Consider the following 17,748-nt stretch of genomic DNA (forward strand, 5'->3'; position numbering starts at 1 on the left):
GTTTGGGATTGTTAAGACTTTGAACACCTTAATTTTACCACAAATGGATGCTCTTTTTTTATTCACTTAACAAGTGAAAAGCAATATGCAATTAAAATACAGTAACTATGTGGCTTTCAGCCACGATCACGGCTTTGCCGTGAATAATTCAGGATTAGTTATAAATCTTGGATACCATCAGAATCCAACGGACAACATTGGACTGTAGGATACGATAAAACCAACGATCGACATCAGGACAGAGGTCAGGATCGACATTCGTTGGAATTCCAGACGCATGCTGATATAGTCCTTCTGGAGCGTTTTGAGCCGGTCCGTATAAAAATGGATCAGATCAAATGCCTTGATCGTCTGGATATTGGAGAAAGCCTCCTGATTGAAACCATACATTTTGGCATTCATGGCAGCACTTTTCTGGTTGTTGTTCCGCATTCTGCGCAGCAGCGGACGCGACATCAGGGCACTGAACGGGATACCGAGAAGTGCAAACAGGGCAAAGGTCGGATCGTAATACAGAACAACCGCAAGAGCACTGATGAACCGGAAGGTATAGATGATCAGGTTTGGTACCCAGTTCAGAATACCGCTGGAAATATTGGAAGCATCCGAGCTCCAGCGGGTAACAAGGTCACCGGTGTGATATTCCGTCAGAGATTCCCAGTCCGTGACGAGCATTTTTGCAAAAATATCGTTCTTGATCTCGGAGTCAACCTTAAGACTGATAAAGGTCGAAGCATAACCGGATGCCTGTGAGACCAGAAGATTTGCAATCGCAAAGCCGATCATTGCTGCAAAGGTGGACAGCAGACGTCCGGTCTGATGACCTGTGATGATATCGACAAGATCTTTGGAGATCAGGCTGGAAGCAAGTGAAACACAGGATCCCATAACACCCAGCAGTGTATAGAGAATCATAGATTTCCAGTAACGTCTGCCATACTGGTAGATCCATATGGTTTGTTTCCACATTTTCTGGAGGCTTCCCTGTCTGAGATGTTTCATGATAAGCTGGAGTTTCTCTCTCATTGTGGTTCCTCCAGAGCATCTATTTTCCTCTGAACTGTATAAACAGCAGATGGATTTCTGGTGCAGAGCAGATGCAGAATCGGCACCTGTCCGGCAATTTTTTCCGCAAAGTCAAGGTTCATGGAGAAGAAGCGTTCTTTCCAGGAAGGGGAGATCATGCGCTGCATAATCCGGATGACTTTTTCTGAAGGAGACAGCTCCTGAAGAAAATCTTTCTCCGGATCGCGTCCGAGAAGGACGATACCGCCAAGCTCATGATCAGTGGTCGTATAAATCCCGGAAGTTCCGCACCATGGAATCCCGTAGACGATAATTTTGCTGTTTTCCATGCCAAGGAGATTGAGATCACCGTTCAGATATGGAGTCTGCAGAAGATCATGCCACATTTTGGTGTGTGTTGATTTACCCATACCGGAATGTCCGGAGAACAGCCATGCTTTTTCTTTATAAAGAATCGATGCAGAATGAATGGCAAATTTCCCGTGCTTTTGTGCAGCAAACAGGAAAAAGAGCCGGATCGCATGAAAAATATTTTCCTGTGCTGATTCAGAGGTTTCCGGAGTACAGTAGAATCTCACGTAACTTCCGTCCAGACTCATATGTACCTGATGAATGTTTGACATCTGCGGGAAAAGAATCACATAGCGGTCAGGGTTTTCTAAAATTGTCATATCTGAATTGCGAAGGAGGACTTTTCCATAAGATTTGCTGGCTGGCGGAGTTGTAAAAAACTCAATTTCCTGGTCTGCATCTTTCGCAGGATTCATTTCGCGGAACTTATCGAAGTATCCGGAGAAAAGCTGCGAAGCGCCATGGAAGTGAAGGCGAAGCCCTGCGATCAGGATGCATAAGGAGACTTCTTCCGACTGAAGACGAAGAGTTTCGGTCAGCATTCCCATGGACTGCAGCTGCCGCAGAAAATCAAGAATGTCCTCGCGGAGCATGGGAAAATCCTCCTCCGCAAGTCCATATCTGCGTGCAAGCATTTCGGTCAGCATTTCCAGGTCAGCACCTTCATTATGCTGGATCACATTCCACAGAAAAGCACTGGTTTCGTTCAGGATGGTTCCTTTACGCTGGTCGGCAATCTGCTGTCCGAAAGGGAGAATGTAACTGACACCTTTTATTTTACGAAGGGCATAGCCTTCTTGACATTTGAACATAAAAAAATCCTTTCTGAAAAGTACAGTTCTATACAGAAAGAATTATAACATCCGGCAAAATCTCATACAAGAAAATAACTCCAAAAAAGAGGGAAAGCTGCGTTATTCTGTTACCGTGAACAGTAACGTTGTTCTTGCAATAAGCATCTGCTCAGGGTAAAATATTATAAACTGAGATGGATACAGATATCCGAAGGCAGGATCTTTGAAGCCGCTGGGAGACGTATAATAAGTATAATGGAGAACAGGATGATTAAAAAAAGAGCAATACTGTGTCTGAGCGTGATTCTGACAGTGGTATTGGCAGCAGGAGTGGAAATGTTCTGGCTTAGCAGACAAAAGACAGTAAAAGAATATAAGGAAAGCCAGGTGGCTTTCAGGAATCCGCTTATGGGATATGCGAGAAATGCCTGGTATGATAAAGTTTCGGAAGACATTTCTCTTTTGTATATGGACATTACCTGGGCAGAACTGGAACCGGAGGAGGGTGTTTATGACTGGGAGGCCATCGAGAAAAAAAATCAGCTCGCACGATGGAAAAGCGAGGGGAAGCATCTGGTATTGAGATTCGTCTGTGATATTCCGGGACAGGAAGAGCATATGGACATACCGGAATGGCTGTACGAAAAAAGTGGAAAAGCCGGTCAATGGTATGCCGGAGGATATGGGAAAGGCTTTGCTCCAGATTATAACAATCCGACGATCATTTCCTGTCATGAGCAGGCAGTAAAGGCACTTGGAGAGCACCTGGGGCAGGATGGGCTGATCAGTTATATTGAGCTTGGAAGCCTTGGACACTGGGGAGAGTGGCATGTAAACTACAGCGAGGGAATTCAGAGGATTCCGGGAGAAGAGGTAAGAGAACAATATATTCTCCCATGGATGGAGGCCTTTCCGGATGCCATGATTCTCATGCGGAGACCATTTGCTGCTGCAAAAAAACATGGATTTGGGTTATATAATGATATGACCGGACATCCACAGGGAACCCAGAGCTGGCTTGACTGGATTAGCAATGGCGGTGAGTATGATCAGACAGGTGAAAAAAATGCAATGGTGTCCATGAAGGATTTCTGGAAAACCGCACCATCCGGCGGAGAATTTACAAGTTCTTTCTCGATGGAGGAGATGATGGACACAGATCTGTCAGAGACTGTGGAAATGATCCGTGAAGCACATACAACCTTTCTGGGCCCGAAGATCCCGGATGAGGATTATGCAGAAGGATACAAAGAAGTCCTCAAAAACATGGGGTATCGTCTGTGGATTTCAAAGTCAGAACTAAAAAGCACCCGAAACAGCAGCAGTCTGAAGCTTATCTGGGAAAATTCAGGAGTGGCACCACTATATAAAGACTGGCCGGCATATATTTATATTGAAGATGAGAAGGGAAAACTTGTCGAAAAGAAAAATATCGAAATAAAAATGTCGTCTGTGCTTCCGGAAGAAGAAACATCAACCTCAACCACACTGAAGACAGAGAAACTGAACAGCCTTCTGAAAAAGGGATATCGTCTTTCTATCGGAATTGAAGATCCTATGACAGAGAAAGTGGGTGTTCGTCTGGCAATGAATACTTTATATCAGGAAGGAAAAAATTATCTCTGGAAATAAGAGAACAGAGAGAATGCAAAAAAGCTCCAAAAAGAAGGAGGGCCGGGCGTCTGTGCCCGGCGAGTATGAAAAAGAAAAATATATGTAAAAAAGCATTCGCTTTATTTGCTTATTACTATACCGGGAATCTGTGATGAATTTGTGATGAGAGATTGAAGAAAGAGTGATGCTTTTCTAAAGAAGAAATAAATTTTCTTTTGGAAAAATAAAAAAATTCATTCCAGCGAGCAATTAGCCGTTGTAAAAGTAGATTTACTCATTTATAATGAGAATCAGATTCAAAAGAGAGATTATACAGGAAACAGGAGGCAAGCCTTGAAAAAAGAATTAGTTATTGTCATTGATTTTGGCGGTCAGTACAATCAGCTGGTTGCGCGACGTGTCAGAGAATGTAACGTATACTGCGAAATCTATTCTTACAAGACCGATCTTGAGAAGATCAAAGCGATGAATCCTAAAGGAATTATCCTTACCGGCGGTCCGAACAGCTGCTACGAAGCAGATTCACCGACTTACCAGAAAGAACTGTTTGAACTCGGCGTTCCGGTACTGGGACTTTGCTATGGCGCACAGCTTATGATGCATGTCCTTGGCGGCAAAGTTGAAAAAGCCGATGTCAGCGAATATGGTAAGACAGAACTTCTTGTTGATAAGACAGATTCCAAAATTTTCGAAAATGTATCCAATAAAACAATCGTATGGATGAGCCATACAGACTACATTTCCAAACCGGCACCGGGATTTGAGATCGCTGCACATACAGCAGACTGTCCGGTGGCTGTTGCTGAGAATGCAGATCAGAAACTGTATGCGATCCAGTATCATCCGGAAGTACTTCACACCGTAGAAGGCAAGACCATGCTGTCCAACTTCGTACTTGGTGTCTGTGGATGTGCCGGAGACTGGAAGATGGATGCTTTCGTTGAAAACACCATCAAAGAGATCCGCGAAAAAGTCGGCGACGGCAAAGTGCTCCTCGCACTGTCCGGTGGAGTTGACTCTTCCGTTGCAGCAGGACTCCTTTCCAGAGCGATCGGCAAGCAGCTTACCTGCGTATTCGTGGACCACGGCCTTCTTCGTAAAGACGAAGGCGATGAAGTAGAGGGCGTATTCGGACCAAACGGTCAGTTCGACCTGAACTTTATTCGTGTTAATGCACAGCAGAGATACTATGACAAGCTTGCAGGCGTTACAGAGCCTGAAGCAAAACGTAAGATCATCGGTGAAGAGTTCATCCGTATTTTCGAAGAAGAAGCAAAGAAGATCGGAGCAGTTGATTTCCTCGCACAGGGAACCATCTATCCTGACGTTGTAGAGAGCGGTCTTGGCGGAGAATCCGCAGTGATCAAATCTCACCACAACGTAGGCGGTCTTCCGGATTTCGTAGATTTCAAAGAAATCATCGAACCGCTCCGTGACCTCTTCAAAGACGAAGTCCGCAAAGCCGGACTGGAGCTTGGAATTCCGGAAAGACTGGTATTCCGTCAGCCATTCCCGGGCCCGGGTCTTGGAATCCGTATCATCGGAGAAGTAACCGAAGAGAAAGTACGCATCGTTCAGGACGCAGACTACATCTACCGTGAAGAAGTCGACAAAGCAGCCGCCGACTACAAGAAAGAACACGGAGAAGACCCATCCTGGATGCCAAACCAGTACTTTGCAGCCCTCACCAACATGCGAAGCGTAGGTGTCATGGGCGACTTCAGAACCTACGATTATGCAGTTGCACTCCGCGCAGTCAAGACCATCGACTTCATGACCGCAGAGTCCGCTGAGATTCCGTATGAGGTACTGAACAGGGTTATGAATCGTGTTATTAACGAAGTTAAGGGAGTTAACCGCGTATTCTACGATCTGACTAGCAAACCACCGGGAACGATTGAGTTTGAATAGTTGACGCTGGGCTACAAAGCCCGTAACCACGGGGCTTTGCGGCTTTGGGTGTTTGAAATTGCATTATCATTGCATTTTTATATTTCTTTGTGATACATTGCAGTATGCTGATTACTGGTATAATTAGCAATACTTTGAGAAGCTGACTGGTAGCTGAGAACCCCGGTCAGCTTCTTTGCAATCTCAATATTGGTGTTTGGATACAGATGACCATAAGTTCCTAGTGTCGTCTGTATTTTTTCATGTCCAAGACGCTCTTTAATCAGCAGTGGATTTTCGCCCATGCTGATAAGCAGGGAAGCATGCGAATGTCTCAGGGCATGAATTTTGATTCTGTGAACACCAGCTAAATTTGCCAATTTCTCCAATGCTCTTGGAAGTGTTGTTTTGCTGGTGGGTGTACTGTTATAACTCAGGACGAATCCACAATTTGGTAAAACCTTTGCCTGAACCGCCTTCCATTCTTGTAATTCCTTGATGGTATCAGCATCAATATAAATGGTACGGTTGCTTGCCTGCGTCTTAGGTTCAACGAATTTGTAGTCATTCATTGTTTTATAGTACAGTGTTTTACTAATAATCAGCATACCTGTTTCAAAATCAATATCATCCCACTGTAAGGCGGCAGCCTCTCCAATACGCATTCCAGTCATAAATAAAAGCCAGAACGAGATGAAGAGATAGTGCTCGTAGTAGTCACCTTTGTACAGCAGGGATATTACCTTCTGAAACTCCTCCAAAGTCCAGAAGTCGATCTTTACTTTTTTAGATTTGATATTGCCGATCATGCGGGCAGGATTCTTCTTTGCAAGTCCGAGGATAATCGCCCGGTCAAAAGCTAAACATAACATTCCCTGAACAATGCGTACATAGTTTGGACTGAATTGTTTTGCCAACTTGAGCTGCCAGGTCTGTACATTTATCGCTTCTATTTCGGACACTTTCTTCTTGTAGAAATAGGCAAAGTGTTTTTGAATGGTCGAGTAACGATTCTTGTAGGTACTTTCTTTCACCTGAGTTTTGTACCACGGAAGATAGATTTCTTCAATAAACTTTTTGAAGGTAATGTCTTCCTTCTTATCAGCTAATTCTTCCGTTGATGCAAGAATCAATTTGGAATACTCGGCACGGGCTTCTTTTTTTGTTGAGAATCCGCTGCGGTATTTTTGAATCTGTTTTCCGGTTACAGGATGATATCCGAGATTGGCTCGAAAATAATAAGTGCCGTTTTCTGCTTTTTTAATTGGATCTTTTGCCATGATTTCACTCCTTACTAAAATGCAAAAAGCACGATCATTCTTGCTTATCGGGCAAAGTAATCCCTAATAATTCTTCAACGGCTTCTTTTGGAACCCTGTCTAATTTTCTGGATTGATAATAGGTATGCCCCTTTTCTACCATAAGTTCCTTTGCTTTTTTTATAATATCAGCAGCAAAGGAAGGACCGTAGCCTAATTCAATCAAATCCCTTTTTGTTACAGTTATCATGAATCTCCTTTCCACAGACAGGGAATCAACTTGATACCTGTCTATTATTATATCAAATTTTGAGTAAAAGTTCTCTAATAAAAGCGCTATAAGCTAAAATCCCAAAAGTCTATGTTATTCTTTCAGAAGCCAGTTCCTATGCCCGTTCCGGCCACGTAAAACGGTGTTACTTTGTAACTATTAAGCTGCAGGCGTGCGAAGATGCAAACTATCTGCAGTCACCTATATCAATCTCCCGAAAGATTTCTTTTGTTTTCAAGGTACGGCGAATGGATATATTACCCATTCAATTAAGGAATAGGGGACTTTTCTTTAAGATTGAAAAATTTTGAGAAAAAATGATAAAAATAAAAGCTGCCTTGATTTGGCAGCTACGGAAATCTATTTGCGTTTTAGAGCCAGACGATTCAGCATGGAAATGAGCGCAAGCATATCCTCGTCATCGAGTTGTTTCATCAGATCAGTTGCTTTGTCAATCAGAGGAAGATTGTGCAGCTCTGAATCGAAGAACTGTTGAGGAGTGACTTCCAGATAGTCACAGATATCCAGAAAGCTCTGCATGGTAGGCAGAGAACGTCCGGAAGTGAGGGACTGGATGTAGCTTTTATTTTTGCCAAGATCCAGACTCATCTGATATTCAGATACATTTTTCTTTAAACGCAGTTCGCTGATGCGTTCTCCAATAAAGTTTTTATCCATACATTTACACCTCTCTTCCACATTTTAAACTATTTACTTACAGCAAATTACGGAATAAAATAGAGATATATTTGAAATATAGTGATTATTCCGTAATATAACCGTAATTTACTAAAATGATACAAAAAAAGAAATTATGGATGATAGAAAATGGATTTTGGGGTATGATGATAGCAAAGGAAGTGGATGTCTGTGCGGATTATAGGAAATGAGCAGGAAATTGAATGGGCGAAGGAAGCACTGCGGAATCAATGTAACGATTGTCCCTACTTGGACTGCTGTAATGAAAAGGCGAAAGAGGAGTCAAAGCAGTGTGGAACGGTTCGGTTTGGCTGCCGGGAGTATCTGAAAGAGAAGATTGAATTCGTAGTAGAAAAATAGATGTAGTATTTTGAACAAATATAAACACCATATATAGTATAAGCCTGAATTGACATGAGGAATATCTTGTGCTAGTATACTGATATAGTTTATTTTATGCACACCCTTTTTGGGGAGTTTCGGGATTCATAAGAATCTCCAAACTTACAGGAAACAGCAGGAGCTGATTCCTGGCATAAGTAGTTTATGTTTGTAGTGAGTGTCACGGTATGCCTTTTTTGGCTGCGTGGCACTTTTGTTTTTTCAGGAAGAAACCAGACTTTTAAGAATGAACAGAGAAAAGACTCTCTTTTCATTCTTTTTTTGTGCTTACATTTAGGTTTCGGCATAGTTGCATGCCACAACCAGCTTCGGCTGTTGATGGATAAATATTATTTTAAGAAAGGTGGAATAAGAACATGAATGAAGCAAGAGTGTATGCAGATGGATTTGAGAGATCCTTTGCAGAAGTAAAAGATCTGCTGGAGTTTCTGGCAGAGAGAGGAAGAAATGCCAAATGGATCAGAAAGCCAACGAATACGTTACGGCTGGCACCACTGGAAAAGGAGGCTCAAAATCTGGATGCGGCAGATGCATCCATGGAAGAAATTTTGGAGGATACAGAGAAGAATACGCAGCTTGTACTGAAAATGAGAGGAGAATCCTATCCGGTACGTGACTGTGCCATCCGCACCATTTTAAGCCGCGCAGGTGTCAATGGAGACGGGCTTCGCAAGCTGGATAAGGCAACATATGCGAAGGTAGTCAATTACTGCCTGCGGGTTGCAAAAGGGGATGCCCTGATTAAGATTGCGGACGGAAAGGTTTCCGCAGTACATGGCGGGGATAAACATGATTATTGCATCCTTGATATGAAAGCCATGTTTGAGACAACCTGCGAATATCTGAATCTGAATTTCAAAGGCAGTGTTTACATGGAGGGCTCTGGTATCTATGACCATTCCATTGTATCTGCCATGTGGAAGCTCGGAGGAAGTCAGGAACTTCTGGATACTTACCGAAAAGCACTGGATGCACACGGAATGGATGAGAAGATCCTGTCACCGGCACTTCGTTTTACCACATCTGACGTGGCAGCGAGCGGTGCAAATCTGTATCCGATGCTTTTGACAGACGGACCAAACGGCGTTATCAGTCTGGGAAGTCCAATCAAGCTGGCTCACGATAAAGGGGCAACGATTCTGGACTTCCGGAAAAATCTGGAGCAGGTATGCGCCCGCTATGTGGATGCGATGAAGAATCTTACTCAGCTTATGGACATTGAGATCCGTAATCCGGTGAACTGCCTGAAGCTGCTGATGAAGGAACTTGGCATTAAACAGAAGATCCGGAATGAGGTGGTGGAGCTATTTGTATCCCAGAACGGGGAAGGTGCCTGTACGGCACATGATCTTTATTATGCCATGAATGAAGCCTCCTTTTTTGCAGCCTGTGAAGGAATGTCCGGACAGGGCATCCTGAAGCTGGAGGAGGATATTACGAAGGCGCTTATAAAAGACTGGAAAAAATATGACGTTTATGGAGCAGTCAAATGTTAGGAGGAATTGGAATGAATAACAAAGCAGAGTATACACCGGAAAAGGTTGTGGATATCAGTAACCTGTCAAGAGAAGACTGGTTGGAATACCGCAAAAAAGGAATCGGCGGCAGTGATGTAGCGGCAATCATGGGGATCTCTCCATTTGCCACTATCCGGGATCTGTTTTACAACAAAACAGGTGTGCAGCCGGTCATTCAGGAGGAAGAGGAAAGCAACTGGGTTGCCAAGGAAGTCGGACACCGGCTGGAAGATCTGGTGGCAGAAATCTTTTCCAAAAAGACCGGACTGGAAGTATTTCCGGTACGTGTCATGTTCCGGCATCCATTATATCCGTTCATGCTTGCAGATGTGGATTTTTTTGTTCGTATGCCGGATGGGACATTTGCGATTCTGGAATGTAAAACCTGCAATTATAATGCGAAAGATAAGTGGGCTGATGAGGGTATTCCAGCTCATTATGTGCTGCAGGTAAGGCATTATCTGTCTGTGATGAATATGCAGAAAGCCTTTATCGCATGCCTGTATGGAAATAACGAGAATGAGTTTGTGTATCGCACCATTGAGCGTGATCTGATTGAGGAAGAAGACATCATTGATCAGGAAACGTATTTCTGGCAGGAACATGTATTGAAAAATGTAGTACCGCCGCATAACGGGAATTCCGATCTGGTTCTGGCAAATATCCGTAATTATGGTGGTTTTGCAGACAAATCTATTCCGGAAATTGTGCTTTCCGGTCTGGAATCAAAAAATCTTGAGAAGTATCTTACCCTTTCGGAGGAAAAGTCACAGTTGGAAAAACGGAAAAAGGAAATCGAAGCAGAACAGCGGGCAATCAGTGTTCCTTTTGTGGAACAGCTGGGGCAGGGCTGCAAGGCAGTGCTGGAGGACGGTACGAACCGTTACCGTATTACCTATAATCCGACCAGACGTACTTCGGTTGGGAAAGACCAGATGGAGAAGCTGAAAAACCAGCATCCGGATATCTATGAGGAATATACAAAAACAACGGAGAGCCGTACTTTCCGAATTAAGAAGGAGGCGGCGTAATGAGAAAACCAAATGAACGGATGCGGATAAAAAGCTGGAGGGATATAAACAATGAGGTGCAGATTTAAACATAAGATTTTCCAGAATGAGGAGAATGGGTATACGATTGCCATATTCACCACACAGGATACGTCTGTCCCCCTGTCAGCCAGAGACAAATATCTGGCATCCCGGAATATCATCGGCTTCTCAGCGATTGGATTCGGTCTTCCGCTTACAGACGAGATTGAGCTTGAGATGGAAGGCAGATGGGAGAGCGGAGAGCATGGAACTCAGTATCAGGTGGAAAATTTCATGGAGGTTGTACCACGGACAAAGGAGGGTATCTTAGGATACCTTTCTTCCGGTGCAATCAAAGGTATCGGTCCCAAGATGGCAGATACTATTTTCCGGAAGTTTGGGCTTCAGACACTGGAAATCATGGAAAACAACCCGCAGGAACTCTTGAAGATCCGTGGAATTTCCGAGAAGAAGCTGGCTGCTATTGTGGAGTCCTATGGAAAAAACCAGGTGTTCCGGGAACTGATGACGTTTCTGGCGCCTTTTAAGGTAACACCCAAAAAAGTGAATATGATTCTGAAGAAATTCGGAAATGAATCGGTGGATATTATCCGGCACCGCCCTTACATGCTGAGTGCAGTCAAAGGCTTCGGGTTTCTGGCTGTGGATGCGATCGGAAGACAGTGCTGCTGTGCACTCAATGATCCCATGCGGATATCCGGGTGCATCGGACATATCATGAATCAGGCAATGAAAGAAGGACATCTGTTTAAGCAGCGTCAGGAGGTTATCAGGGAAGCACTGGAAATGCTGAACCGGGATCTGCAGGTCATGGCAGTATCGGAGCAGGATGTCAGTCAGGTGCTTTACCGGCTGGTGCTGCAAAAAAGCATTGTTGTGGAGGAAGAACGGATCTATTCTATCCGGCAGTATGAAGAAGAAACACAGACCGCTTCCATGATAGCCAGACGGCTTTTGGAGAAGCCGGTTTTGCTGTCCATTGAACCGGAGCTGGAAAAGGCACAGAAGACACTGGGGATCACGCTGTCAGAAACACAGAAACAGGCAGTGCGGATGGTGTTTGCACATCCCATCAGTATTATTACCGGAGGTCCCGGAACCGGAAAGACAACGGTTCTCAAGGTGATTCTCTATATCCATCAGGCGTTATGCAGGTCAGAGGTACAGCTTATGGCTCCGACCGGACGTGCGGCAAGACGTATGGTGGAGAGTACCGGCTGTGAAAATGCATCCACGATGCATCTGGCCCTGGGGCTTTTGGGAGATGATACGGATTTTGAACCGGATTTTGAGTACCTGTCTGCCGGATTTCTAAATGTAGATGAGGTGTCCATGGTGGACATGCATCTTGCCTATGAATTTTTCCGGCGGGTTAGCAGACATGCCAGAGTCCTTTTAGTCGGGGATAAGAACCAGCTTCCATCCGTAGGAGCCGGGGATGTGTTCCGGCAACTGATTGCCTGCGGGCTGATTCCGGTCACGGTACTGGATCTGGTTTACCGGCAGGGCGCTTTGAGCAGCATACCTTATAATGCAAAACTGATGCAGGAGAATAAGACTAATCTGAGCTTTGGGGAGGATTTTCAGTTCATTGCCTGTAAAGGAGCAGATGAAGCGGCAGAGATTGTCCGGAGGATTTATCTGGACGAGATTGCAAAAAACGGCATGGATCAGGTACAGATCCTGACTCCGTATCGGAAACGCAGTGCTGCCGGAGTGGATGAATTGAACAAATCTCTGGAGGATTTTGTAAATCCGCCAATCGCAGGGAAGAAGGAACTGCATATCGGCAGTCAGGTGTTCCGGGTTGGCGATAAGATTTTACAGAATAAAAATACCGAGATGGCGAGTAACGGCGATCTGGGCAGGATACTGGACTGTATCACGGATGAGGATGGAAATGCCAGGGCAGTGATCGGATTCCCGGATGGGCGGCAGGTGCAATATGAAGCTGACCAGATGGAAATGATCGAACATGCTAACGCAACAACCATCCATAAGGCACAGGGTTCCGAATGTCCGGTTGTCATCATCCCTTGGGTAAAAGCCTTTTATATGATGCTGAAGCGCAATATTCTCTATACCGGAGTGACCAGAGCGAAAAGCAAGGTTTATCTGGTAGGGGAATGGGCTGCAGTCTGTCAGGCAATCCATACGGATGACAGCGGGACAAGGAACACCATTCTGAGTGAGCGGATCGTACAGTATTACGATCAGTATCAGAGTGAACAGAAACCGGAAATGGAGCAGTTAAAACTTGTTGTTTAAAAATATTTTTCAATTTTTGAAATAAGCGGACTATTACTCTTATATAGGGGAACGTCTGCTTTTCTAAATGAAAGGAGCAGAGAATGAAAGAATTATTGTATAAGAAATCAGAGGCAGTTGCCGCTTTGAACCGTGTGGATGGCTTCCATCCGATGGAACTGGCAAGAAAGATTGGAGAAGAAGGGCAGGAGGAGCAGCTTTATCTGGATGTGAAATACCGGAAGCTATGGTTTCGTCTGGTCAATCCGGCAGGAAAGATCATCAGCCGGATTATCACTTTCACAGAGAACATGGCAGTTGTGGAAGCACGTATCTATCTGGATAAATGTGATCAGGAAGACAATTATGTAGCCAATTCCTTTTCGCAGAAATTCCGGAGCGATGACCCGAAGTTTGGAGACAAATTTCTGGAAATGGCAGAAACAGCAGCCGTAGGAAGGGCATTATCGGATGCCGGATATGGTGTGCAGTTTGCGGATGTGGGAGAGGAAAATGATCCTGCACAGGTAGATGCCGGAATTCCATATCAGAATCCACAGATGCCGGATTCAGGTGCCATGGAAAATGCAGCCATGCCGGATTCGGGTGTCATGCCAAATGCCCCTATGCCAACTTATGGAGAGATGCCAGGTCAGCCGGAATATGCAGGCCAGCAGATGATGAATCAGTTCTATCAGCAGGCACAGGCGGCGGGAAGCACCATTTACCATGGCAGTGGACAAATGCCTGGCTACGGTTCCGCTCCGGCTGCCTCTACGCCGCCAAAGACCGGACAGATGCTGCAGGGAGCATTACAGAATCTGGATACGTCCCTTCCGGTAGAAGAACTGATGAAACACATGAACTATGAAATGGCAGTCGGGACTGTGATTCCGGGAAAGGGAAAATACGGCGGAAAGACCATGGGACAGGTGGCAGTTGAAAGCCCGTCAACGATCCAGTGGTTTGCCGAGCAATATTCCGGACCGAACAATCTGGTTCCGGCGGCAGCAAAGGTAATTTTACAAAAAGCAATGCCGATGGCTGGTTAAGGAAGAACCCCGCAGAGAGCTTTTTTCTGCGGGGGAAAGGAGGAAGAGACCGGGATGTATTATGATATGTCTGGGTTTGATTATGGAATACTGGATGTGGTGCAGGTGCTGCATCTCAGAAAGCGGCGGGGAAACTATTATGACTGCCCGTTTTGTGGAGAGACGCATGGAAAACTGAATATCAATGTGGAAAAGAATGTATTCCGGTGCAACCGCTGTGATGCGTCCGGGGGGATGCTGAAGCTTTATGCGGATTTGCACAATGTTACACTCTCCGAAGCAAATCAGCAGATCCGGGAAGCATTAGGAAAAGGAGAATACCGGACGGATTATATCAAAGCAACGCCGGTACAGGAAGAAAAGGCAACGGCAGAGCTTGCACCCATAGAGGAAATCCACCGGACGTATCAGAGAATGCTGTCCATGCTCACGCTTAACAGGAAGCATCAGGAGGATCTGCAAAGACGAGGATTAAAACCGGAACAGATCGAAGCACAGCGTTACCGGAGTGTCCCGCTGTTTGGAATGAAGAAGCTGGTCAAAAGGCTGGCAGAAGAAGGATATATGGTGAAAGGCGTGCCGGGATTCTACCGGGATACAGACGGAAACTGGACGATTAACTTCAAAGCAGAAAACTCAGGAATCCTGATTCCCATAGTTTCTTTGGACGGGTTCATCCAGGGTTTTCAGATCCGGGTAGATCATGTGACTGACACGAAAAAATATATCTGGCTGTCCAGTGTCAATTATGACCAGGGAGTTTCCTCCGGAAGTCCGGTACATGTGATCGGTGATCTTGCCGCAGAACGTGTCTATCTGACCGAAGGAGCCTTAAAAGGGACCATAGCCCATTATCTGTCCGGCGCTACCTTTGTGTGCGTTGCCGGAGTGAACCAGTACCGGAATCTGAAACCGGTGCTGGAGCGGATGAAAGGATATGGGATGAAACAGCTTTTGGAGGCGTATGACATGGATAAGAAGATGAAAGTAGCCTGCAATAAGCATGACAGTAAGTGTGCGGTCTGTTTTGAGCGTTCCCCTGTTATCTGCCAGCATAAGGCGGAGAAACGGAGGATTATCCAGAACGGCTGCAATAAGGTCTATGAAATCTGCCGGGAGCTTTCCCTGCCGATGAACCGGATGGTCTGGGATATGGACGAGAGCGGGGAGTGGAACGGGAAACACAAGGGGATTGATGACTATTTAGCCGCCATCAAACAGAAGGAAGGAACCGGGGCACAGACTTCGGCTCTTCCGAAAGGAGAACAATCATGAGAAAAAAAGGAAATACGGTTCTTGCAGGACTCATTATCTGCCTGTTGCTTGTTTTTCTCGCAGCGGCAGGAAAACTCTTTGGTGCTTATCTGAAGTATCAGAAAGGGGACGTAAGTTACGAGAAACTGCAGGAATATGTTCAGGAACCAGAGGAAGAAGAATCACCGGAGTCTGAGAAAGAAAAGGAGGAACCTAAGAATAGGTATCTAGAAATTGATTTTGCAGGTTTAAAAGCGGTTAATCCGGATGTCATAGCGTGGATTCAGATTCCGGCACTGGATATTAGTTATCCGGTGGTACAGGGGAAAGATAATGCATATTATCTTCATCACCTTTTTTCGGGAGAATCCAATATCAACGGGAGCATCTTTGTGGACTGCCATAATCAGCCGGACTTTACGGATCAGAATACGATCGTGTACGGGCATAATATGAAAAACGGGAGCATGTTCGGAACTCTGGATAAGTACCAAGACAAAGAGCTATTTGAACAACATCCGGAGTTTTATCTCTATTTGCCGGACAAGATCCTCAAGTATCGTATCTTTTCCTGCTATGCGGGAAGAACCGGAAGTGAGGGATATAGGTATCATTTCCCGGAAGCGGAAGATTTTCAGACGTTTCTGGATACGGTGTCTTCTTATAGGGATTATGATACCGGCACCGAGCTGTCGGCAATGGATCGGATAGTTACGCTGTCTACCTGTGTCAATTCCAGACGGAATTATCGCTATCTGGTACATGGAAAATTAAGCAGTGAGATCATCACAGAGGAATAAAAGAATCGTGCTGGTGTGAGAAGAAATTTCTTATGCCAGCTTTTATTATGGGAGGAAATGTAATGGGAACAGCATTGGTTATGGAACATGCAAACGCACTGGCACAGATGATAGTCAGTGAAAAGGACAAGTTATTTGATGAAAGAGTGGAGGCTCTTGTAAAACTTTATAGAAGGGCGGAATTTTATCTGAAGCAGGGATTTCTGGAGAGCATCGTCTGCGAGTTCCATCGGAAGAAAGTGGAAATGATTATGCAGGCGGAAACAAAAGGAGAGATTACGGAAATACTGAAGTTATCAAAACCGCATTTTGACGGGAAAAAATTTGTCTATACCTCTCCGTATGCTGTGGAAGAGGAAGAGCTTCTCCTTTGGTCTCTGACATCACTGCAAGGTCCACTCCGGGATGAAGGGTATCGAAGATATCGGGAATTATTTGAGAAGTGCCTGCCGGAATTGGTGGAAAAGCTTTCAGCATAGGACAATGACAGAACAAAAGAAAAAAGATACTAAGCATTTTTGAGAATGGTTGGTATCTTTTTTTCTTAGACAAACTGTTATTTGTTACTTAGGAACCGACCGTTAATATCCCCAAGTCATTAATTTCCACGTTCCGCCTTCGCTACGCGCCAACCACCATGACCATGTGTATTCTTCATTAGCGTTCCACGCTCCACCTCCATTTTTAGGTGACCTGAAACTACTATCAAACGAAATACATTGTGTGAAACTCTCTTTATTGTCATTTGCTTCCTCCAATTCATTCATCCAGGCAATATTATCCTCATTATTGCACGCATCATCAGATGTATAAGATAGGCTGTGCAATTCACACCCCTCAAAAGAACTAAATTGTTTCTTTATAACATCAATAGCTTCATCCATGTCATCTTTTGTGTATATAGATGATGTCCCATAATCAATAACTAAATTTTTTGTATTTCCTTTTCCACAACCAGCTAAAGATATAACAAATAAAAGACAAAGAACCATTGCTATCAATCTTTTCATAATCACTACCTCTTCAAATTCATATTTTTTTGCTCTGTCATTCATCCTGAACAACTGGAACTGTTAGTCGTTATCTTTCGTTCTGCGTTCCATTACAAACTGCTCTAAATTTATTCTGTGATTATACTTTATGGATGCATCCTTATCCTTAGAGAGTATAATATCATTCATATCAATTCCATTTAATGCAGCAATCGCAATAGTGTAGTGTACCACATCGGCTAATTCGTTACCTAATTGGGTTTGTAAATCCTCTTGACCAACAGATTTTCTACCTGCCTTTTTATTTAGTACTTCTGCCACTTCACCTATTTCTTCTACGAGTTTCATAAACAGGCTTTGGTCAATCCCACCATTTTTATAATGGTCGAATAAGTATTCTTGCAGTTCCTCTATTGTAATTTTCACAGTATCTTTTCCTCCGCAAATTCATATTTGATAATATGTTCATTATACTGTGTTTTACCAATGATATCAACGATATGGAAGTATACAGGAAGAAAAATTATG

At 44.3% G+C, this 17,748-nt stretch carries 17 protein-coding genes; 10 read left to right on the forward strand and 7 right to left on the reverse strand.

The features are described 5' to 3' along the window. Positions 1-177: 177 nt before the first annotated feature. Together DXC01_RS09735 and DXC01_RS09740 are read right to left on the reverse strand one after the other, a co-directional pair. On the reverse strand, positions 178-1,026 hold the full coding sequence (locus tag DXC01_RS09735) for an ABC transporter transmembrane domain-containing protein (RefSeq protein ID WP_243111590.1): 849 nt from the start codon (positions 1,024-1,026) through the stop codon (positions 178-180). After that, positions 1,023-2,189 (reverse strand): PqqD family protein, encoded by a 1,167-nt coding sequence (locus tag DXC01_RS09740; RefSeq protein ID WP_118698831.1) that lies wholly within the window; start codon positions 2,187-2,189, stop codon positions 1,023-1,025. Before DXC01_RS09740 ends, DXC01_RS09735 begins: the two co-directional genes overlap by 4 nt. 249 nt (positions 2,190-2,438) lie before the next feature. Between DXC01_RS09740 and DXC01_RS09745 the strand changes: the two genes are divergently transcribed. Beyond that, positions 2,439-3,803, forward strand: a complete 1,365-nt coding sequence (locus tag DXC01_RS09745; RefSeq protein ID WP_243111591.1) for a DUF4832 domain-containing protein — start codon at positions 2,439-2,441, stop codon at positions 3,801-3,803. Between the two features lie 315 nt (positions 3,804-4,118). Beyond that, positions 4,119-5,696: a glutamine-hydrolyzing GMP synthase gene (guaA, locus tag DXC01_RS09750; protein ID WP_118698833.1), complete on the forward strand. Its 1,578-nt coding sequence runs from the start codon at positions 4,119-4,121 to the stop codon at positions 5,694-5,696. Positions 5,697-5,773: 77 nt separating this feature from the next. Here guaA and DXC01_RS09755 read toward each other — a convergent pair whose 3' ends face one another. The 3 genes from DXC01_RS09755 to DXC01_RS09765 form a co-directional block, all read right to left on the reverse strand. Further along, a complete protein-coding gene (locus tag DXC01_RS09755; RefSeq protein ID WP_005333347.1) occupies positions 5,774-6,955 on the reverse strand; it encodes a site-specific integrase in 1,182 nt (393 codons plus the stop codon). A 34-nt stretch (positions 6,956-6,989) separates the two neighbouring features. After that, a complete protein-coding gene (locus DXC01_RS09760; protein WP_005333349.1) occupies positions 6,990-7,184 on the reverse strand; it encodes a DUF3173 domain-containing protein in 195 nt (64 codons plus the stop codon). 381 nt (positions 7,185-7,565) lie between these two features. Then, complete coding sequence (locus tag DXC01_RS09765; protein WP_005333350.1) at positions 7,566-7,883, reverse strand: helix-turn-helix domain-containing protein; 318 nt, start codon at positions 7,881-7,883, stop codon at positions 7,566-7,568. Between the two features lie 192 nt (positions 7,884-8,075). Here DXC01_RS09765 and DXC01_RS09770 point away from each other — a divergent pair, with 192 nt between their 5' ends. The 8 genes from DXC01_RS09770 (at position 8,076) to DXC01_RS09810 (ending at position 16,707) form a co-directional block, all read left to right on the forward strand. Further along, on the forward strand, positions 8,076-8,264 hold the full coding sequence (locus tag DXC01_RS09770; protein ID WP_425458801.1) for a 2-ketoisovalerate ferredoxin oxidoreductase: 189 nt from the start codon (positions 8,076-8,078) through the stop codon (positions 8,262-8,264). Between the two features lie 398 nt (positions 8,265-8,662). After that, entirely contained in the window at positions 8,663-9,802 is a 1,140-nt protein-coding gene (locus DXC01_RS09780; protein ID WP_005333353.1) for a hypothetical protein, read from the forward strand. Further along, the gene (locus DXC01_RS09785; protein ID WP_005333354.1) at positions 9,796-10,854 is read left to right on the forward strand and encodes a YqaJ viral recombinase family nuclease; all 1,059 of its coding nucleotides are present in this window, start codon (positions 9,796-9,798) and stop codon (positions 10,852-10,854) included. Before DXC01_RS09780 ends, DXC01_RS09785 begins: the two co-directional genes overlap by 7 nt. Positions 10,855-10,905: 51 nt before the next feature. Beyond that, on the forward strand, positions 10,906-13,143 hold the full coding sequence (recD2, locus tag DXC01_RS09790) for an SF1B family DNA helicase RecD2 (protein ID WP_117718935.1): 2,238 nt from the start codon (positions 10,906-10,908) through the stop codon (positions 13,141-13,143). 83 nt (positions 13,144-13,226) lie between these two features. Then, positions 13,227-14,174, forward strand: coding sequence for a hypothetical protein (locus DXC01_RS09795; protein ID WP_005333375.1), 948 nt, complete (start codon positions 13,227-13,229; stop codon positions 14,172-14,174). 54 nt (positions 14,175-14,228) lie between these two features. Further along, positions 14,229-15,449 carry a CHC2 zinc finger domain-containing protein gene (locus DXC01_RS09800; protein ID WP_005333381.1) on the forward strand — a complete coding sequence of 407 codons (1,221 nt, stop codon included), beginning with the start codon at positions 14,229-14,231 and terminating at the stop codon, positions 15,447-15,449. Then, positions 15,446-16,228, forward strand: a complete 783-nt coding sequence (srtB, locus tag DXC01_RS09805) for a class B sortase (protein ID WP_055155758.1) — start codon at positions 15,446-15,448, stop codon at positions 16,226-16,228. The genes DXC01_RS09800 and srtB overlap by 4 nt, the downstream gene beginning before the upstream one ends. Positions 16,229-16,290: 62 nt before the next feature. Next, positions 16,291-16,707 carry a hypothetical protein gene (locus DXC01_RS09810; RefSeq protein ID WP_226875175.1) on the forward strand — a complete coding sequence of 139 codons (417 nt, stop codon included), beginning with the start codon at positions 16,291-16,293 and terminating at the stop codon, positions 16,705-16,707. A 102-nt stretch (positions 16,708-16,809) separates the two neighbouring features. Here DXC01_RS09810 and DXC01_RS09815 read toward each other — a convergent pair whose 3' ends face one another. Both DXC01_RS09815 and DXC01_RS09820 read right to left on the reverse strand, forming a co-directional pair. Continuing rightward, positions 16,810-17,238: a hypothetical protein gene (locus DXC01_RS09815; RefSeq protein WP_021865125.1), complete on the reverse strand. Its 429-nt coding sequence runs from the start codon at positions 17,236-17,238 to the stop codon at positions 16,810-16,812. A 63-nt stretch (positions 17,239-17,301) separates the two neighbouring features. Continuing rightward, a complete protein-coding gene (locus DXC01_RS09820) occupies positions 17,302-17,646 on the reverse strand; it encodes a MazG nucleotide pyrophosphohydrolase domain-containing protein (RefSeq protein ID WP_008373991.1) in 345 nt (114 codons plus the stop codon). Between the last annotated feature and the right edge of the window lie 102 nt (positions 17,647-17,748).

Source organism: Blautia sp. OM07-19 (assembly GCF_003481595.1).
Lineage (GTDB): Bacteria > Bacillota > Clostridia > Lachnospirales > Lachnospiraceae > Blautia_A > Blautia_A intestinihominis.